Genomic DNA, 19,977 nt, shown 5'->3' with positions numbered 1-19,977 from the left:
GGTTTTGTTATCCTGTTCAATGGGTGTCCAACCGCCCGCTGAACGAGGAGGAATGAAGTTCAATTCCTCCCTGATAAAGCCTCCGGCGGATGTCACAGATTTTGAAAGGAGTTAATCGAGCAAGCTCGATTCAAAATCTGGACGCAATTACGCCGAGGCGTAATTGATTGCCAATCATCAGATTAGACGTTGTGACCGTCACTCAGAAAAAAAGGAGGATGCGCAATGGTTTTGAAAGTGAATGATGTAGTTAAAATCGATGCGATTACGCAGGCGCTGAAAGGTTTGGATTTTGGAGAGGTACACATTACCATCCATGAAGGACAAATCGTTCAAATCGATCGAACTGAGAAAAAACGGTTCCCAGTACTGAAAACTGAAAATAAGAAGTGAAGCTGACCGGACAACCGGAGGCCTCTTGACTTTCACGATATTGTTCAAAGACAATATTGCGAATTGCTGGAGGCCTTTTTTGTATATAAATTAGAAATTTAGGGGGAATAGAAGATGAAAAAAGTGTTTAGAAATTTATTGCTAATTGCAATTAGTGTACTGGTATTGGCGGGGTGCGGGTCTGCATCTGCGGATGATGAAAAGAAGATTAAGATCGGCGCAACAGCGGGTCCTTATAGTGATCAATTGAAGGAAGGGATTATTCCTATACTTGAAAAAGACGGCTTCGAGGTTGAGATTGTCGAGTTCAATGATTATATCCAGCCGAACAATGCGCTAAATGAAGGAAATATCGACGCGAACTTATTCCAAAATCGAAACTATTTAGTGAATTTCAATGAATCCCATGACATGGACCTCGTACCTGCATATGGCGTTCCGACTGCTCCAATTGCACTTTATTCGGACCAACATACAGCTCTTGAGGATGTAAAAGAAGGCATGACGGTGACGTTGCCAAACGACCCAACAAACCTGGCAAGATCTTTGAACATGATGGAAGACTACGGCTGGATCACAATCTCTGAGGATGTTAATCCGATAACAGCTTCCGAAAAAGACGTGGAAACCAATAAATACAACTTGAAAATCCAACCACTGGATGCGGCGCAAACACCTAGGTCACTCGGTGATGCTGACTTCGCATTCGTCAATGGGAACTTCGCTCTGGCATCAGGTTTGAAATTAACTGAAGCGGTCGATGTGGAGAAAACATCTGAAGATTACTTGATTTACTTGACGATACGAAAAGAAGACGAAGATAAGCCGTTTGCCAAAGCATTGAAGGCAGCGTATCATTCCGACGAATTCTATGAATACACGAAAGAAAATGCAGCGGGTTATGTGCTACCACCTTATCAAGCAGAAAAGGAGTGAATTAAATGATTGAAATCGTCAATGTGACAAAACAATATAAAGACGTGAAAGCCGTTGAAGATGTCACCCTGACCATTCAGCAAGGTGAAATCTTCGGAATTATTGGCTACAGTGGCGCCGGAAAAAGTACATTGTTGCGCTGCTTGAACATGTTGGAAGCACCGACGGCGGGGCAAATCTTCATCGACGGAAAAGAAATGACTTCATTGACGAAGAGAGAGATTAAGAAAGAACGTGTGAAGATTGGCATGATTTTTCAACACTTCCACTTGATTAGCTCGAAAACGGTCGCAGATAATGTCGCATTTTCATTGAAAGCTGCGGGCAAAAGCAAGAGTGAAATCAAGAAACGCGTAGCGGAATTACTTGACATGGTTGGCTTATCGGATCGTGCGGGACATTATCCAGCTCAATTATCGGGTGGACAAAAACAACGTGTCGGCATTGCACGTGCACTGGCAAATGAACCGAAAGTGTTGCTGTGTGATGAAGCAACCTCGGCTCTTGACCCGACAACGACAGCGTCCATCTTAGAATTGCTTCAGGAAATCAATCAGACATTAGGCATTACAATTGTCTTGATCACGCATGAAATGGCAGTCGTACAACAGATTTGCCACCGCATCGCCGTGATGGAAAACGGAAAAGTCGTTGAAGCAGGTGACGTCTATGACTTGTTCGCGAATCCAGCAACGGCTTTAACAAAGCAATTTGTGCAAACGGTCCATTCTTTAACATTGCCAGATCGCTTGCTAACGGGCCGAAAAGGGTCAATCGTCCAAATCGTGTTCCGCGGGGAATCTGCTGAAGAAGGCGTCATTGCAGAAACGTTGAAGAAATACAACGTCGCCATCAATATTCTTCACGGTCAGATAACGTACATACAGGACCGTCCGCTTGGAACGCTCATCATTGAAATTGATGGAGAAAAAACAGAATTACAGAATGCAATCGACTATATTACAACACGGACAAACCAATTGGAGGTGCTCGCAAATGCCGCCTGATATTATAACTGATTTCGGAAATGCTTTTCTTGAAACGTCTTGGATGATGGGGATTGCCGTCGCATTTGCAATCGTCATCGGTGTTCCTTTAGGCGTTGGTCTATTTGTAACAAGTGAAGGGATGTTCTGGCAAAACCGAGTCCTACAGAGTGTCGCAGGGACAATCGTCAATGTTATTCGATCGATTCCCTTCATTATACTACTCGTCGTTTTGATTCCTGTGACGAAACTTATTCTCGGTACGACAATGGGACCCACTGCAGCGAGTGTTTCGCTGACCTTTGCGGCAATCCCATTCTATGCCCGTTTGGTGGAAACATCTTTGCGGGAAATTGACAAAGGCGTCATTGAAGCGGCCGAATCAACCGGTGCATCTGCGTGGTTGATCATCAAAGATGTGTTGCTTCCAGAAGCGAGATCAGGGATGATTGCCGGTCTCACTGTCACAGTTATCAGCTTACTGAGCTACTCGGCAATGGCCGGGATGATTGGTGGAGGTGGTATCGGTGATTTAGCGATTCGCTTCGGTTACTATCGTTTTGAAAATGAAATCATGCTGGCAACTGTCGTCATTTTAATCATCATTGTACAGCTCATTCAATTCGCCGGAGACCGCTCGGCAAAAGCAGTCGATAGAAGATAAGGGGGAATAAAAAATGACTACTACACAAGAAACAGCTTCATCCAAGTTATACGGATGGGCGCACCCAGACGAGATGAGGGCTTACCGTCAACAGCATAAATCGATGGTGAAAAGAGATAAATTGACGACAATTGAAGAGGCGGTAACGCGCGGCGTCAAAGCAGGCGATTACGTCGTGTTCGGCGGCATGGGCTCGGTCCGCAACCCACTTGCGGCGGTCCACGAAATCATTCGTCAAAAAGTTGGAGACCTAACAATCGGAACGAAAGGATCTCAGCATGACTGGCAATTGCTCGCGGCATCAGGCAACGTAACGAAAGCAGAAGTATCTTACGGGTTTGCGGATGAAGTGCGCGGATTGGCCAGGCCTGCAAGAGCGGCAGTTGAATCGGGACGCCTTAAAGTCTTATCGGAAACGACGAATGCAGGATTCCAATGGCGTTTCACAGCTGCAATGAAAGGACTGTCATTTTATCCGACCAGATCATCTCTTGGAACAGATACATTGCAGTATAGCGGTTCTAAAACAATTGTTGACCCGTTTACCAATGAACCCGTGGAACTCCTTCCGGCATGCTATCCAGATGTAGCCATCATTCATGTCCATCGTGCAGATCGGTACGGCAATTGTCAAATAGACGGCAATATTGCGGAAGACATCGAAATTGCACATGCAGCCAAATTTGTCTTGATCACTGCTGAAGAAATCGTGCATGATGAAGTCATTCAGAATGATCCAGCATTGACGAAAATTCCTTATTTCGTCGTTGATGCGGTGGTCGAAACCCCATACGGTTCCCACCCAAATCAAGTCCCGGGCTTGTATTCATTCGATGAAGACCATTGGCAAATCTGGCTTGACGCATCCGTATCAGATGAAGGTGTTGCAGATTACTTGGAAACATACGTCCACGGAAGCAAAGACCATTTTCAGTACTTAGAGAAAATCGGCGGCGTCCGTGTTGTCAATCAATTGAAAAAGATTGAAAAGAAACTGGCACCATATCCAAAAGTAGCGAAAAGGAGAGGGTAAAGATGGCAACTGAAACAGAAAAAATGATCATCGCGGCTTCTCGCGTATTGCCGAAAGACACGGCTGTTTTCGTTGGAACAGGGATGCCGTTACTCGCATCCGTGCTGGCACTCAATACGCACGCACCCGACATTCTACTCGTCTATGAAGGTGGCGGTGTCGGTGGGAAACCAACCGGCAGACTACCGATTCAAGTAAGTGAATCATTAACATATGAAAACGGTGTAACAGTAGGTTCGATGGACTACGTCATGAGTTTAGCGCAAGCAGGCTGGATCCGTTATGGCTTTTTGGGCGGAGCCCAGATTGATGCATATGGAAACTTAAACACAACCGTCATCGGTGACTGGGAAAATCCAAAAGTGAGACTCCCAGGTTCAGGCGGAGGAGCGGATATCGCTTCCCTATGTGAACGGACAATTATTTTAATGAGGCAAGACCGTAAGAAGTTTGTCGCTGAACTCGATTTCCTAACGAGTCCGGGATACTTAACAGGCAAAGGCGAGCGGGAAAAGGCTGGATTGCCAGCGAACACAGGCCCATATCGTGTCATTACACAGCTAGGGATTTACGGATTTGATGATGAAACAAAGAAAATGACATTACTGCAACTGTTCAAAGGATTTACGCTAGACGACGTGCAGGAACAAAGCAGTTTCCCAATTGCAATTAGCAAAGATTGGACGTATGTTGATGCGCCGACCAAACTTGAGCTGGATACATTGTATGCTTTGGATCCTGATGGGATTGTAATAGGGTGATTTTAAATCAGTTGAAATGGGGGATTTGATTTGTCTAAACAATTATCTATACAGGAGGCAGCCGCCTCGATTACAGATGGCTCGCTGCTAGCACTCGGCGGTAATGCATTGCATCGCTCTCCGCTCGCTTTTGTTGTGGAATTAATTCGGCAGGAGAAAAAAGACCTTTCAATCATTAAAACAGCGGGTGCACTCGATATCGATTTACTTGCTTTGGCAAAATCAATCCGTTCGGTGTACGCGGGCTATATCGGTTTTGAAATGCTCGGTTTGGCGCAAAATTACCGAAAAGGCGTTCAAAATGGAGAAATTGTCGTCCATGAACACGCCTGCGCTAGTGTAATCGCTGGTCTTCGGGCAAGCATTTACGGCGCTCCCTTCCAGCCAATCAATGGCTTTCAAGGAAGCGAGCTACCCGAACTGACAGGATTGGTCCGTTACGTAACCTGTCCATTTACCAATAAAGAAACAGCTGTCGTTCCTGCATTACAGCCTGACGTCACCATAATCCATGCCAATATCGCTGATGAAAATGGAAATGCCTATGTAAATGGCGCATTGTTTGAAGACTTGATCATGGTCAAAGCAGCTAAAAGAGTAATTGTAACTGCAGAAAAGATCATTGATTCTAGTAGTTGGGAAAATAAACCGCAAATCCCTGGATTCCTTGTTGAAAGTGTTGTCCTTGCCGAGAAAGGGGCGGCGCCGGGAAGTTGTGCACCGTTTTACGCAATTGAGGAAGTTGAAGTGGCTAGCTATCTAAAAGATCCCGCAAGCTATTTAGAACAGGCAAAGGGGGCCGTCACGCATGTCTAACTTACAAACGGGTGATTATATAACAGTGGCCATGGCGCGGCTCATTAATGACGGGGAACGCGTTTTCCATGGTGTCGCTTCACCGATGCCAGCAATTGCCATTCAATTGGCGAAAAGATTGCACGCTAAAAACGCCGTCTATCTAAGTATCGCAGGCGGCGTGGACGCGAAACCTTCAAATTACTCAAGCGTTTCGACAGCGGATGCATCGTTAAGTGAAGGCGCAATCGTCGATTTTCCACTCTCGGATATTTTCGACTTGTCGGCACGCGGTGGACTGGATGTCGCGTTTTTAAGCGGCGCACAAATTGACGGCCAAGGCCGATTAAACTTAAGCGCAATCGGTACTTTCGATAAACCAAAAGTCCGTTTACCAGGCGGAGCGGGAAGTGCAGCATTGCTTCCGACAGTGAAAAGAGGCATCTTGTGGAAAACAACCCACGACAAACGAGGGCTTGTCGACAAGCTCGACGTCATCACAGCTGCCGGAAATACAGAAACCGTCATCACACCACTCGGCGTATTCAAAATATCTGAAACAGATAAGCGTTTGAAGTTGTTGTCCCTGTTCCCAACTGTTACATACGATGAAGTCATCGAAAAAACAGGATTCACTGTCGAAAAACACGAAGACTTTGAATCGTTTGTTCCAGTGACAGAAGAAGAGATTCAACTGTTGCAGGAAATCGATGGCAATGGTGTTAGGTTTAGTGAGTTTTGAGAAATAGGCAATAAAATAGTCTACAAAAATCGTCCACAAAAATCGTCCACACGTATTTTTCGTGTAGGCGATTTTTTTGTAGTTGAATTGTGGGGGGCGGCGCAAGGCCGACCGCCCGTATAATGGTTTGGGCCGCTCAAACTCAACGCGCGACCGCCTGAATATCGTTTTCAACCGCTCAATCCCCACGCACGCCCGCCTGAATCACGATATGGACCGCTCACCCCACACACGACCGTCCGAATGGAAAATGTCTATGGACGTTTTTTCACCCGTTAACCCACTTAATTCGCGTGATAAGTCACCAACCCCTTCACATTGGCATACAGCGCGGCATTCGTCCTATCAGCTAAATCCAATTTCGCCAAGACCTGGGATACGTGTTTTTTTACAGTGTACTCGGTGATATACAATGCCTGTGAGATTTGCTTATTGGAATGGCCCATGCCGAGTTCAAGCAAGACTTCCTTTTCCTTTGGAGTCAGCTGTTCGATATGTACGTCTTCCTCAACAGGCACTTCAGACTTCGTAACAAAGTCAAGCACCCCAGGGTCATAATACTTCCTGCCCTTGTCAATAATTCGCAAAGCGTGAAGAAGTTCCTCAGGGAATGCCTCTTTTAAAATATAACCATCGACACCTATTTGTTTGGCTAGTTCAAAATCGAGCGCATCTATTGATGAAGTGAGCACAACGAACTTGCAAGTGATGTCTTGTTGTTTCGCTTCTGCGATCAAATCCAAACCGAATTCTTTCCCTAATCGAAGATCGACAATCGCTAAATCAGGCGTAGCTGTGCGAAAAAGGATAAGCGCCTCTTGGCTATTCGTTGCTTCTCCAACAATTTCCATTGCATCGTCTGAAGAAAGGATCGACGCTAGCCCTTTTCTAACCAGTGGATGATCGTCAACACTAACAATTCGCATTATCCGATGACCTCATTTTTCATATTTAAATTGGGAATTTCAATTTGAATTTCTGTTCCAATGCCTTGTAATCCACCAATTGAAAATGTACCAAAGAAAGAACGAACACTATCTTTCATATTAGCGAGACCGATTCCTTTTTCCTGCTGACTCTCGTGCGTGTCTACATTAATGCCGATCCCGTTATCCTTAATTTCCAACACCGTTTTCTCTTCCAATAAAAACAACCTTAGTTCAATGGCAGTACACTCACCATGACGAACCGCATTGCCACACGCTTCAGAAATGATCCGATAAAGCGACTGCTTTAATTCCTCCGAAATAAACGCTTCGTCACCCGTAATTTGGTAATCTATCCGTACATCAACGAGACGTGCGTACTCGTAAAAAAAGTTTTTAAGGCGGATAAGAAAATCGTCCTCGCCTTTCTTGATGGAACTGAGTTGATAGATAGCTGCTCGAAGTTCTATAATGGTCATATTCACCGACTGAGATAAAAACTGGTACTCTTCATTCAATTCATCAGAAGTCATATCTTGACCATTCATCTGCAAACTAAGCAGGGAACTAGACAGACCAAACAACCTTTGCGAGACACTATCATGGATTTCATTGGCAATACGGTTTTGTTCATCACGAATAATTTCATCGACATAAGCCTGTCCTAAAGCAAAAGAGGGTCCTGACGTACTGCACGCTTGTACCTTATTATCTAGGATTTTATTAATACCACTCATTCCTCCCATCATAATAAAAACCCGACTGAATTGGACATAATGTCCAACTCTAATCAGGCCGGTTGCACCAATAACTCCATACATCCAAGGTGCCCACATGGAGGATGTACTTCACAGTTTCCGCTCATTATATTCTTCGATCCCCACGTCTAGTATTCTCGGGAATGAAAACAACAGTAGGGAACCCACTGCCCATAAATGCCCGAATGAGTCAACTAACCATCAGTTGGGGGTGGGGGACTCCCCCGCTGACTTTATATAGTTCAGTATAACCAACTTAGGTTGAATATTACGTCACCTGTTGCGGTTGGGGAGGTTCTATTTTTGTACTATTAGCATATATTTTATCGTTTTAAGATTATTCTGCTACTTAATACCCGCCCAAACGCAAATGATGATAAGAGTTCTTCTAATAGAAGTACATTCAAAAGAACATTGAGCTGGTACTAAAGTGTAACAGCACTACACTAAAGTAGAACAACAGAGAGACAAGGAGAACTGAAAAGTGCACTTTGGAGTGAGGATTGCCACGAGAAATCGGACCGCCCGAATATGGGTTTGGACCGCTCAATCTCCACACACGACCGCCCGAATACCGCCATCAACCGCCCGATCCCCACACACAACCGCTCAAATATCGCCTCCAACCGCCCGTTACACACACATTTGAACTTAAATTTAAAATTCAAACAATGTTCAAAAAGGACTTGCAATCTAATTTGTAGATTGCTAAAATAACTACAAGGTTAGAATTATCAGTTAATTTAACAATGATTAAATGAAAGAATATAAAATAGCAAGAAGGTACCATCCAAAAAGGTTCTATCCAAAAAACCATTACCGAAATGAAAACGCTTGCGTAGAGGTGGAAAAATGAAGCTCTCTGAGAAAAGAACATTGAAGAAGAAAGAACAGATATTATTGACAGCAATCACTGTTGTAAATCAAAGAGGCTATGATGGAGCGACGATGGAGGAAATTGCAGCAGAGCTTTTGATGACGAAAGGTTCTTTGTATTATTACTTTAAAAGTAAGAGCGACTTGATGTACCAATGTCATAGTTTCGTACTCTCTCAAGCAACGATTGAACTTGAAAATGAATTAGATGGAAAAGGGTCGGCAGAAGCAGTCCTTCGAAGAATGATTGCAATGCATATAGATTACGCAATTGAAGAAAAAGAGACATTCAATATGATTTTGGAACCTAGACAAATCTACGATGCGGATCAATTAGAAGAGGTTTTAAAACTTCGTAAAGATTACGCGGAGTTATTCGATCGGATCATCGAAAGGGGTATCAATTCAAAGGAGTTTCACCCAACAGAGACAATCATCGTAAGAATGATGATACTCGGCGCGATGAACTGGATTCAACAGTGGTATAACCCAAGTGGAAGAATCCCGAAAGATGAATTGAAAACCTATTTTGGAGATTACATTGTTAAATTATTGAAATGAGGGGATGGGAAGAAATGTTCATGCCAGAAGTTTTAGCAAATTATGCTGAAAATCAACCGGGTAAAGTCTTCACTTTATATAACGGACGCGAATGGACATATGGCGAATTTTACGAAAAAGTAAAAAGAGTAGCCGCTAACTTTCAATCTAAAGGATATCAAAAGGACGATATTATTGCGCTTTATTCACTGAATTCAGATGTATTTCTTGTATGTTACTTCGGTATTCAATTAGGTGGATTTTCTGTCATGCCCATCAACACAAAATTAGCTGCTCCTGAAGTGGAATATATTTGCAATCAATCAGAAGCAAAAGCACTCATTTATGATATACGGATTGAACAAATAATTAATGAGATAGAACACGTATTTCAAGATAAATTAACAATTGACGGGGGAGAACTACAAGGGGGTATTTTAGAAGAGTCTTCCCTCGAATTTTCTCCTGTCCAATTAAATGCAAACGACACAGCCGTTGTTATGTACACTTCGGGCACAACAGGCAAGCCAAAAGGTGTCATGTTGACACATCAAAACATTCTTGCGACTGCAGAGATTTGGTCAGAAGCAATGAGTGTATCGGATAGGGATAGAATGCTAGTCTCAACGCCATTATTCCACTGTGCGGCAAGTCATGTTTTTGTTGTACCGGTAACGTATAAGGGTGGTTCAATCATTATCGAAGAAGCATTTTCCACAGTCCAAACGCTTAACCTGTTACAAGGGGCAGGCCCGACAATGTTTTTTGGTGTACCTGCAATGTACACAATCATTTTGAACTTACCTCAAATTCATGATATGAAGCTTCCGACACTTCGATTATTTGCGTACGGTGCAGCTCCGATGCCTTATGAATTAGTAAAGAAACTAAAAGAAACTTTCCCGAATGTCAAAGTGCAAAATCTATATGGTCAAACGGAAAATACGCCAGCCGCTTCGACATTAAAAGATCATCTTGCACTTGAAAAAATAGGTTCGGTAGGAGAGGCACTTCCGCAAACTGAAATCAGAGTAGTTGATGAAACCGGAAAGCCGCTTCCGGTTGGTCAAGTGGGGGAAATTGTCGTCAAAGGACCACAAGTAATGAAAGGTTATTTAAGAAATGAGGCAGCAACCCGACAAGCGATTAAAGATGGCTGGCTTTACTCGGGCGACTTAGGCAGATTTGATGAAGATGGACTTCTATATATCGTTGATCGGAAAAAAGATATGATTAATCGCGGTGGAGAAAATGTCTACCCGGTTGAAGTGGAAGAAGTATTGTATCAAATTCAAGAGTTGTTGGAAGCGGCAGTTGTTGGTGTGCCGCATGAAGTTTATGGCGAAGTACCAAAAGCATTTGCAGTGATGAAAGAGGGTAAATCGATTACTGAAAAGCAGGTTATTGACTACTGTGCAACACAACTCGCGAAGTACAAAGTGCCAATAGAAGTGGAGTTTTTGGATGAACTGCCGAGAAATGCATCCGGAAAAGTGTTGAAGCACACACTTTGGCCGAAAGTTGAAGCAAAGGCGTGAGTCAGATTCTATATGAAGTGCAGGATTAACGCTATTGGTATTACATGAAAGCAACTATAGATAATGAGATAGCCGATTCATTGGGAGAAATAAAACTCACAGGAAATTGTGATTTATGGGGAGAGGAAGATGGGATATGAGTAATGTATACATCGTCGATGGAGCACGAACGGCATTTACAGAGTTTGGCGGATCTTTTGCGAAGGTAGGTGCGACGGAGCTCGGTACAGCAACCGCAGTGGAAGCATTGAGGCGCTCGAATGTGCAACCTGAACAAGTCGATCATGTCATCTATGGCAATGTGATTCATACAGGAAAAGGGGCCGCTTATATTGCGCGCCACATTGGATTAAAAGCGGGCGTTCCTGAAGAAGTTCCTGCACTAACGTTAAACAGACTATGCGGGTCAGGTATGCAATCCGTAGTAACAGCGGCACAACATATTTTATTGGGCGAAGCAGAGATTGTTTTAGCTGGTGGGGCGGAAAACATGTCGCAATCTCCGTACGCCAATTTTGAACAACGTTTCAGTGGTTCGAAGCTAGGAAATTTGCAATTTGAAGATATGTTAACGGCGACATTGACAGATCAACACACAGGAAGCGGTATGGGCATGACGGCAGAAAAACTGTCTGAACAGTATTCGATTTCCAGGGAAGAACAAGATGCATTTGCCGTCGAGTCCCATCAACGTGCAGCGAAAGCAGTTGAGGACGGCTTGTTTGCTGAGGAAATTATTGCCGTTGAAGTGAAAACACGCAGAAATACAGTGTTGGTTGACAAAGATGAGCATATTAGACCAGATGTGGATGGTGCCGGAATGGCAAAGCTCCGACCTGCATTTCAAAAAGAGGGAACGGTTACAGCTGGAAATGCCTCGGGGATTAATGACGGCGCAGCTTCCGTTGTTGTCGCCAGTGAAAAAGCTGTACAAGCGAATGGATTAAAGCCAATCGCACGTATTGTTTCATGGGGAGTCGTTGGCGTGGATCCAACAATTATGGGAATAGGTCCAGTTCCTGCCATCAAACAAGCATTAAAACGGGCGAATCTGACCATTGAAGATATGGATATTGTGGAAGTGAATGAAGCATTTGCAGCACAATACCTAGCCGTCGAAAAAGAGTTGGGACTAGATCGTTCGAAAACAAATGTAAATGGCGGCGCGATTGCACTGGGACATCCAGTAGGCGTAAGTGGCACAAGGATTTTATTGTCAGCTGCTTATGAATTAAAACGGCGTAATGCGAGATATGCCGTGGCGAGCCTGTGCATAGGCGGCGGACAAGGCATTGCAGTGGTGCTTGAAAATGCTTAAAATCCCTGTGATTATTGCCCCTATGTTTTTAGTTTCTACACCAAAAATGGTGATTGAGGCAGGAAAAGCAGGCGTCATTGGTTCATTCCCTCTATTAAATGCACGTCCAATAGAGAAATGTGCTGAATGGCTACAAGAAGTGAAGGAAGGGTTAAATGATATTCCTTGGGCAGTGAACTTTCTTTGCCATAAAAAAACAAATACACGCTATGAGGACGATCTGGAATTAATTCGGAAATACGAACCTCCTATTGTCATTACTTCCCTCGGGCATCCGGGGGAAGTAAAAGAAGTCGTTCATGGCTATGGGGGTCTGGTTTATTCAGACGTGGCACATGTAAAACACGCGAAAAAAGCTGCGCAATCGGGAGTAGATGGCTTAGTTTTAGTGTGCGCTGGTGCAGGGGGCCATGGTGGGACATTAAATCCATTTGCATTTATTGCAGCGGTAAAAAGCTTTTATAAGGGGACAATCATATTATCAGGAACCATTTCAACAGGCGCAGACATTGCGGCTGCAAAGTTAATGGGGGCAGATTATGCCTATATGGGCACGCGTTTCTTAGCGGCAGAAGAAAGCAGCGCACAAGAGGAATTCAAACAAATGGTCATCGATTCAACAATAGAGGACATTGTTTACTCAGATTCATTTAGCGGCGTACATGCAAATTATCTAATTCCAAGCATTATAAAAGAAGGCATTGACCCAGCAACACTCAAACCAAAAGATGATGTAGATTTAACGCATTTGGTGGACGTCAAAGCCTGGCGCGATATTTGGTCCGCGGGTCAAGGTGTAACAACCGTTACAACGCGTGAAACAACTAGGGAAATTGTGGAATTACTAATTAAGGAATATGAGGACGGGGTCGCCTCGCTTAGTAGAGTCTAAATTTATTAAATGAAAGCAACAGAATGACCAAGACATTTTAAAAGAGTAACAAAAGGAGTGACAGTATGATAAGAAAAATTGCTGTAGTTGGCGCAGGTACAATGGGCAATGGGATTGCTCAGGTAGCAGCGGAAGCAGGTCATGAAGTAATTCTGTTAGATAAAAATCCAGAGGGTCTTGACCGTGGAATTAAGCGAATAGAACAGACGTTAAAGCGCAATGTAGAAAAAGGGAAAATAGATCAATCTGCAGCCGATCAAATCAGAAACAGCATTCAGCCAACTACTTCAATAGAAGATCTTAAAGATGTAGACTTTGTCATAGAGGCAATTATTGAGCAGATAGAGCCTAAAAAAGAACTGTTTAAAGAACTGGATCAAATATGTAAGCCTTCGACCATTTTTGCTTCGAATACGTCTGGGCTAAGCATTACTGAAATGGCGAGTGTAGTTAACCGAAGTAAGCAGGTGATTGGCATGCATTTCTTCAATCCCGTTCCTGTTTTGGAATTGGTTGAAATCATCAGAGGCGAACAAACGAGTGACGAAACCTTCCAAACCGCTCATGAACTAGCTGAAGAGTTCCATAAAGTCGCCATTTCAGTAAAAGAAGCACCATTGTTCGCTGTGAATCGCATCTTGACGCCGATGATTAATGAAGCGATTTTTGTCTTGTCGGAAGGAATCGCTTCAGCGGAAGACATTGATAAAGGGATGATGCTTGGAGCGGGTCACCCAATCGGTCCACTTGCACTAGCTGACTTGATTGGTCTGGATACGTTGCTTTTTGTCGTAGAAACGCTTTATAACGAAACAAATGATTCCAAATACCGCCCAGCTCCTTTACTCAGAAAATATGTACGCGCCGGACGTCTCGGAAGGAAATCAGGAGAAGGCTTCTTTAAATACTGAGTGTTTCATCTGATGAAGATTGGCTATTTGGATAAATAGCTAATCTTCATTTTGTTTTTATTCAATCGGGTGAATTTGTTAGATTAAACATCTGGACTTCATGCAGTTGGAGAATGTCCACCGAACCAGAATAGGGGTAAACTGATGATGAAAAAGAGACTGCTATTCGTCCCTTAAATTTACTATATTTATGCCCTGATAAAACAAAAAGCACACCACTAAAATATCTTAGTGATGTGCTTTTTGTTAATAGTATATGCAACATTATAAACACGTCATGATTTTAATTAACCTCATGGACAATCACTTATCCTTAATGTTACAGAGGATTTTCTTTTTTCACTCATTATTGTGCAGTATATCCGCCGTCGACGAAGACTGTTGTACCTGTAACAAAATCGTTTTCAGCCAAGAAGATGACCGCATGCGCAATTTCTTCAGGGTTTCCAAGTCTTCCAATTGGATGCTTGGCAACAAGTCCGTCATAGAAATCACCTAAAGCTTCTTTGTTTACAAGTCCTGACTCGATGAATCCTGGCGCAATAGCGTTTACTCTGATATTACGCTTTGCGTATTCCAGAGCTCCTGCTTTCGTCATTTGGTTGACGGCACCTTTTGAAGCGGCATAAGCGAAAGCACCCTCTTGTCCAACAGAGCCTAAAATAGACGCGGTATTGATAATAGAACCGCCGCCTGTTTTCAAGAATTCATGAATCGCATATTTCATCCCGAAAAATACACCATCTTGGTTTACTTTTATGATTTTTTGATATGCTTCATATGTTAGTTCATGCGTATCTGTCATCCCGCCAATTCCAGCATTGTTAACGATTACATCTATTTTCCCGAAATGTTTAACCGTTTCAGAGACAAGATTAGCCACAGATTCTTCATTCCCAGCATCCACTTTAACGAATAGAACATCTAAGCCTTCTGCTTTTAATTCTGCTTCTTTCGCTTTACCAAGTTCTACATTAAAATCAGCAATAACTGCTTTTGCACCTTTTTCAGCAAAAGCTTTAACCGTTGCCAATCCAATTCCGCTTGCTCCACCTGTTACAACTGCTACTTTATTTTTCAAATCGGTCATGTAAAACACCACTTTAGAATAATAAATTGAATTCGATATAAAATTAAGAATATATCTTGTATTCAAGATAATAGGTTTTAATCAAAATGTCAAAAGAAAACCATCAAATTCAAGTTGTTGATACTCCTGCATCCGTCGCTCAAGCTCAATGTACGACCGCCCAAAAATCGCCTCCAACCGCCCAATCCCCACACGCGACCGCCCGAAGAGTGCCATCAACCGCCCAAATCCCCCGGAAATATCCAACAAATCACCCCCTTCGTGGTACTATTAAGAAAACACCAAAAATCATCCGATGAAACACAACCATAAAGTGCAACAATCTAGAAAGGGGTAGCTAAAGTGGAAGAACAAACTAGATATTCCAGGCTTGCTAATATTACGAAGCTAATCAATACGAAACTCGAACTACGGGATGTACTTGGAGTGGTCGTAACCGCCATTTCTGAAGAAATCGTTCAATGCGATTCAGTGGGCATCTATTTGCCGGAGGAGGACGGATCATTCAGGGGGGTCGTTGGGAAACCGGAGATCATTAATGGAATGACGCTCGATATGCAGGTCATCGAAACGGAATACGATTTGTTGGCAAAAGAAGTCATTGAGACGCAACAAACAATTTATATAGCCGATACAAGTAAGGACAATCGTCCCGATCCAAGAGCGGTGAATGCCTTTCAGATTAAATCATTATTGGCTCTGCCGATCTCTTATGAATCTGAACTGTTTGGGCTTGTTTTTCTATTCGACTATGGAATTCCTATGAACTTAACAGAGTCAGAGATTCAGTCGGTTGAAGCGTATGTCAATATGGCGGCTGTCGCGATTCAAAACGCTGCGAATTTAACGCGCAAGGAAAACTTGATCGCAGAAAAGCAATTGCTACTGGATGTGACGCGTGATCTATCCATGTGTTCGTCGATGCAAGAGGGGATTGAGAAATGCTTTTTCTACGTTGGAAAAGTGCTGAATAATAACAATGTTGGGGTGCACTTACTCGATCCTTCCGCAGAACGCCTTATTAAGCCTGCGCACTTAAGCAAGGACAGTGATTGGACGGAAGAAGATTGGATGGAGACCCACGGCAAAACTAAAATCGAAGCCAGTACGGATGCTGCGCTACAGGAAGTCCTTCGAACGAAAAAAGCGCTTCTCATTCCGGACGTTTTTGCGGATGAACGAACAAACCACGACGGTTGCCGTGAATTTGGCATTAAAGGAATGTTTCTACTTCCATTAGTGTCAATGGGCGAGAGTTTAGGTGTCATTGCCGTCGTCGATTTGAAGGAGACAGGTATGGTTTATTCAGTTGCCGACCAACAGCTTGCACAGTCAATTGTTGACGCAACTGCTTCCACGCTGTCGAATTTATTGTATATGGAAAAGCAGGAAGTCATTATCGAAGAGCGAACGTCGGAAATAACGGAAAAAAACAAGGAACTTGAAGACGTAGTGACAGAGCTGCAGCACCTAAGCCGTGAAAAAGAGCTTATTCTTAACTCGGCAGGGGAAGGCATATTCGGTTTGGACCTGGAAAGGAGGATTACATTTTGTAACCCGGCAGGTGAATCGATGCTGGGCTATGAAACAAAAGGCGCGCTGATTGGAAAAACGTACAAAATTATTTTCGATAAAGCCAAATCGCGAGACCTGGATTTAGTATCGGATTTTATAGAAGCAAAAGAAGAGAAGTACAGTGCAGAAGGCTGCTTTATCAGAAAAGATAAGTCCATCCTAGCGGTTGAATACGTCATTTCCACCATTATCGAGAGTGACGAAATCGTTGGGTACGTCGTGACGTTTAAAGACATCGTGCAAAGGAAGCGGATGGAAGAAGAGATCAAATACCATGCCTATTACGATAGCTTAACAAATTTGCCGAATCGAATTCTGTTAAAAGACAGACTGGAACAAGGGCTGACCTATTCCAAAAACCATGGAGGCAAATTGGCCGTTTTGTATATGGATCTGGATCGTTTCAAAACTGTCAATGACACACTTGGACATAGTTATGGGGATTTGCTGCTCGGTTATGTGGCAAAACGACTAGCCACCTGTATTCCAAAAGATGCCACGGTGTCGCGGCAAGGCGGAGACGAGTTCATCATCCTATTACCGAGTATTACGAGTGAATCCGATGTTTTAGATGTCATTAACTCCATCAATGAAACATTCGTCAAGCCGTTCACACTTAGAGAGACTGAAGTCTACATTAAAAGCAGTATTGGGATCAGTCTATTCCCTGAAAACGGGGATACAGCCGAACAGTTGATAAAAAATGCGGATATTGCGATGTATCAGTCTAAAAAACTGGCGGGGGACAGCTACCACTTCTATGAAGCCGGTATGGATACGGTCACTTTTGAGAGTCTGATTATTGAAAATGCGTTGTATAAGGCCGTTGATAATGAGGAGCTCGTGATTGCTTATCAACCGCAAATCAATTTTAAAACGAAAACAGTTATCGGAGTGGAAGCGTTAGTCCGATGGAATCATCCAATTGAGGGGATGATACAGCCCGACAAATTCATCCCGATTGCAGAAGAAACGGGTTTGATCGTCCCTATTGGCGAATGGGTGCTTGAGAATGCCTGCAGACAAATTAAGCAATGGCAGGAACAGGGATATCCACGGCTCAGCGTGGCCGTCAATTTATCGGTCCGTCAGTTTGAAAAAAATGATTTGTTTATGGTTGTAAAAACGATTTTGGATGAAGTCGAGTTATCCCCGGAATTTTTACACCTGGAACTCACGGAAAATCAAATCATTAAAAATACAGCGTTAACGTTAAAAACGATGGAGCAGTTAAAAGAAATCGGCATCAAAATAGCCATCGATGATTTCGGTACAGGCTATTCATCACTAGGCTATTTGAAGGACTTTCCCATAAATTTGTTGAAAATTGATAGATCATTCATTTCAGAATTACGAAAAGACGATGATAGTGCGGCGATTACAAATACCATTATTACGCTGGCTCAAAATCTTAACCTTGATGTCATTGCGGAAGGCGTCGAAACCATTGAACAGGCAGAGTTTTTGGCTTCAAGAAATTGTTACTTAATGCAGGGCTTTTACTTCGGCCGGCCAATGATTGCAGAAGAATTCGAACAAAAATATCTCATAAACCAAGGAGGAATCATATGAAAGCAGTACGCGCAGTTGTAGATTATTTAAAAGACAATGGGGTTACGCATATTTTTGGTATACCTGCAGGATCAGTCAATGCGTTTTTTGACGAACTGTATGATACGCCCGAAATCACACCTATCGTAACAAAGCATGAAGGGGCAGCTTCTTATATGGCAGCGGCTTATGCAAAATATGCAGGAGAACTAGCCGTATGCATCGCTTGCAGCGGCCCGGGCGGAACGAATCTTGTAACAGGAGCTGCCAATGCCATGCGGGAACATTTGCCAGTATTGTTCCTAACCGGTGCCGTTCCAGTCAACACCGTCGGATTAAATGCGTCTCAAGAACTGGATGCTGAACCCATCTTCCGTTCCGTGACAAAGTATAGTGTAACAATTACGGACGCTCAAGACCTATTGAAAGAAGTGGTGAAAGCAACTGAAATAGCGCTATCCGGCGTGCCGGGGCCTGTTCACATCGCTATGCCGATTGATGTCCAACTTGAGGAAATAGAACCGCTTGAAATTCCGCGTTTTCCGCGTAGAGCGCCGATTGAACCGAACCGCGACACGATTAGAACCGTAGCCAAAGAGCTAGTGAATAGAGAAAATGGCTATCTATTTGTGGGACAAGGAATTCGAAATTCTGTTGAATCAGTGATCGAACTGGCGGAACTACTAAACTGGCCAATCATGACAACACCGGTGGCAAAAGGCTATATTCAAGAGGATCACCCCTTACTCGTAGGCGTGTTCGGGTTTGCGGGGCACGAAGAAGCCTCTTTGCTCATCAATGAAGGCGACAGCCAGGCACTGCTAGTCATCGGTTCAAGTTTAGGTGAAACAGCAACAAATAACTGGAATGCCAATCTGACAAAAGACCGTTTTACAGTTCAGATGGACTTTGACGAAACCGTCTTTAACCGGAAATATGCCATTGATATCCCAGTACTAGGTGATATCGAGTGGAGTGTACAAGTATTAATTGAGGAATTAAAGGCACTTGGTCTAACGAAGAAAAGTGTGAAGGTAGTAAAACAGGATAAAAAGAGTGAAGATGCAATCGAATACAACACCAAAAACGTCTTAGTGCAACTCCAAAAATTCGTCCCAGCATCGACGCGTTACACAATCGATATCGGCGAATACATGGCTTACGTCATTCACCATATGAATGTGCTGGCTTCCGATACCTATAGCATTAATGTCCACTTTGGTGCCATGGGAAGCGGCATTGGATCAGCAATCGGCTCAAAATTAGCCGAACCTGAACGTCCAGTTGTCTGTATAACAGGCGACGGCAGTTTCTTCATGCACGGCATGGAAATACTGACGGCCAAAGAGCATAAATTGCCGATTGTGTTCGTCATTATGAATAACGCTCGTTTAGGAATGGTTTACCATGGCCATTCCCAGCAGTACAAACGCACGCATGCTTCTTTTGGACAAGAACCCGTTAATATTGCCGCAATGGCGGCGGCTATGAATATTCCGAGTGCGCGAATTGAATCTTTGGACGATCTTCATCAAGACGTCATGAGTAGCTTACTCAAAGTAGATGGACCTTCCATCTTGGAAATCGTTTTGGTCGATGAAACGGTTCCACCAATGGGCGACCGTGTGAAATTCCTATCGTCGTTCGGGAAATAAAGTAGATGGAAGACGAGGGCAGGCTAAGTACCTGTCC

At 43.5% G+C, this 19,977-nt stretch carries 19 protein-coding genes and 1 riboswitch; of the genes, 15 read left to right on the top strand and 4 right to left on the bottom strand.

Going from position 1 to position 19,977, the window contains the following annotated elements:
- The first annotated feature begins 225 nt into the window (after window positions 1-225).
- The 8 genes from AC1TO4_RS03420 (at window position 226) to AC1TO4_RS03385 (ending at window position 6,310) form a co-directional block, all read left to right on the top strand.
- A complete protein-coding gene (locus AC1TO4_RS03420) occupies window positions 226-393 on the top strand; it encodes a YezD family protein (protein ID WP_482102443.1) in 168 nt (55 codons plus the stop codon).
- Between the two features lie 114 nt (window positions 394-507).
- Window positions 508-1,329 (top strand): MetQ/NlpA family ABC transporter substrate-binding protein, encoded by an 822-nt coding sequence (locus AC1TO4_RS03415; RefSeq protein ID WP_482102444.1) that lies wholly within the window; start codon window positions 508-510, stop codon window positions 1,327-1,329.
- A gap of 5 nt (window positions 1,330-1,334) precedes the next feature.
- A complete protein-coding gene (locus AC1TO4_RS03410) occupies window positions 1,335-2,336 on the top strand; it encodes a methionine ABC transporter ATP-binding protein (protein WP_482104159.1) in 1,002 nt (333 codons plus the stop codon).
- Complete coding sequence (locus AC1TO4_RS03405) at window positions 2,326-2,979, top strand: methionine ABC transporter permease (RefSeq protein WP_482102446.1); 654 nt, start codon at window positions 2,326-2,328, stop codon at window positions 2,977-2,979. Before AC1TO4_RS03410 ends, AC1TO4_RS03405 begins: the two co-directional genes overlap by 11 nt.
- Before the next feature lie 13 nt (window positions 2,980-2,992).
- Window positions 2,993-4,012 carry a CoA transferase subunit A gene (locus tag AC1TO4_RS03400; RefSeq protein WP_482104158.1) on the top strand — a complete coding sequence of 340 codons (1,020 nt, stop codon included), beginning with the start codon at window positions 2,993-2,995 and terminating at the stop codon, window positions 4,010-4,012.
- A 2-nt stretch (window positions 4,013-4,014) separates the two neighbouring features.
- Window positions 4,015-4,773 carry a CoA-transferase subunit beta gene (locus AC1TO4_RS03395; protein WP_482104157.1) on the top strand — a complete coding sequence of 253 codons (759 nt, stop codon included), beginning with the start codon at window positions 4,015-4,017 and terminating at the stop codon, window positions 4,771-4,773.
- Window positions 4,774-4,803: 30 nt separating this feature from the next.
- Entirely contained in the window at window positions 4,804-5,589 is a 786-nt protein-coding gene (locus tag AC1TO4_RS03390) for a CoA transferase subunit A (RefSeq protein ID WP_482104156.1), read from the top strand.
- Window positions 5,582-6,310, top strand: a complete 729-nt coding sequence (locus AC1TO4_RS03385; RefSeq protein WP_482104155.1) for a CoA-transferase subunit beta — start codon at window positions 5,582-5,584, stop codon at window positions 6,308-6,310. The genes AC1TO4_RS03390 and AC1TO4_RS03385 overlap by 8 nt, the downstream gene beginning before the upstream one ends.
- Window positions 6,311-6,594: 284 nt before the next feature.
- On the opposite strand, the gene AC1TO4_RS03380 is transcribed toward AC1TO4_RS03385, so the two are convergent.
- Together AC1TO4_RS03380 and AC1TO4_RS03375 are read right to left on the bottom strand one after the other, a co-directional pair.
- The gene (locus AC1TO4_RS03380) at window positions 6,595-7,236 is read right to left on the bottom strand and encodes a response regulator (protein WP_482104154.1); all 642 of its coding nucleotides are present in this window, start codon (window positions 7,234-7,236) and stop codon (window positions 6,595-6,597) included.
- The gene (locus tag AC1TO4_RS03375) at window positions 7,236-8,057 is read right to left on the bottom strand and encodes a sensor histidine kinase (RefSeq protein ID WP_482104153.1); all 822 of its coding nucleotides are present in this window, start codon (window positions 8,055-8,057) and stop codon (window positions 7,236-7,238) included. The genes AC1TO4_RS03380 and AC1TO4_RS03375 overlap by 1 nt, the downstream gene beginning before the upstream one ends.
- Window positions 8,023-8,104, bottom strand: a riboswitch (cyclic di-GMP riboswitch). Its footprint overlaps the gene before it by 35 nt.
- A 742-nt stretch (window positions 8,105-8,846) precedes the next feature.
- On the opposite strand from AC1TO4_RS03375, the gene AC1TO4_RS03370 reads away from it, so the two are divergent.
- The 5 genes from AC1TO4_RS03370 (at window position 8,847) to AC1TO4_RS03350 (ending at window position 14,069) form a co-directional block, all read left to right on the top strand.
- Window positions 8,847-9,431 (top strand): TetR/AcrR family transcriptional regulator, encoded by a 585-nt coding sequence (locus AC1TO4_RS03370; protein WP_482104152.1) that lies wholly within the window; start codon window positions 8,847-8,849, stop codon window positions 9,429-9,431.
- 14 nt (window positions 9,432-9,445) lie between these two features.
- Window positions 9,446-10,948, top strand: a complete 1,503-nt coding sequence (locus tag AC1TO4_RS03365; protein WP_482104151.1) for a class I adenylate-forming enzyme family protein — start codon at window positions 9,446-9,448, stop codon at window positions 10,946-10,948.
- A 136-nt stretch (window positions 10,949-11,084) separates the two neighbouring features.
- On the top strand, window positions 11,085-12,266 hold the full coding sequence (locus AC1TO4_RS03360; RefSeq protein WP_482104150.1) for an acetyl-CoA C-acetyltransferase: 1,182 nt from the start codon (window positions 11,085-11,087) through the stop codon (window positions 12,264-12,266).
- Window positions 12,259-13,158, top strand: coding sequence for an NAD(P)H-dependent flavin oxidoreductase (locus tag AC1TO4_RS03355; protein ID WP_482104149.1), 900 nt, complete (start codon window positions 12,259-12,261; stop codon window positions 13,156-13,158). The genes AC1TO4_RS03360 and AC1TO4_RS03355 overlap by 8 nt, the downstream gene beginning before the upstream one ends.
- Window positions 13,159-13,223: 65 nt before the next feature.
- A complete protein-coding gene (locus AC1TO4_RS03350; protein ID WP_482104148.1) occupies window positions 13,224-14,069 on the top strand; it encodes a 3-hydroxyacyl-CoA dehydrogenase family protein in 846 nt (281 codons plus the stop codon).
- 346 nt (window positions 14,070-14,415) lie between these two features.
- On the opposite strand, the gene AC1TO4_RS03345 is transcribed toward AC1TO4_RS03350, so the two are convergent.
- Both AC1TO4_RS03345 and AC1TO4_RS03340 read right to left on the bottom strand, forming a co-directional pair.
- The gene (locus tag AC1TO4_RS03345; protein ID WP_482104147.1) at window positions 14,416-15,159 is read right to left on the bottom strand and encodes an SDR family NAD(P)-dependent oxidoreductase; all 744 of its coding nucleotides are present in this window, start codon (window positions 15,157-15,159) and stop codon (window positions 14,416-14,418) included.
- 81 nt (window positions 15,160-15,240) lie between these two features.
- Window positions 15,241-15,405: a hypothetical protein gene (locus AC1TO4_RS03340; RefSeq protein ID WP_482104146.1), complete on the bottom strand. Its 165-nt coding sequence runs from the start codon at window positions 15,403-15,405 to the stop codon at window positions 15,241-15,243.
- A gap of 96 nt (window positions 15,406-15,501) precedes the next feature.
- Between AC1TO4_RS03340 and AC1TO4_RS03335 the strand changes: the two genes are divergently transcribed.
- Both AC1TO4_RS03335 and AC1TO4_RS03330 read left to right on the top strand, forming a co-directional pair.
- The gene (locus tag AC1TO4_RS03335) at window positions 15,502-18,306 is read left to right on the top strand and encodes a bifunctional diguanylate cyclase/phosphodiesterase (protein WP_482104145.1); all 2,805 of its coding nucleotides are present in this window, start codon (window positions 15,502-15,504) and stop codon (window positions 18,304-18,306) included.
- Window positions 18,303-19,940, top strand: coding sequence for a thiamine pyrophosphate-binding protein (locus AC1TO4_RS03330; protein WP_482104144.1), 1,638 nt, complete (start codon window positions 18,303-18,305; stop codon window positions 19,938-19,940). The genes AC1TO4_RS03335 and AC1TO4_RS03330 overlap by 4 nt, the downstream gene beginning before the upstream one ends.
- Window positions 19,941-19,977 lie beyond the last annotated feature (37 nt).

It is taken from the genome of Sporosarcina sp. Y838 (assembly GCF_056786515.1).
This window is presented reverse-complemented; position numbering and strand designations above follow the sequence as displayed.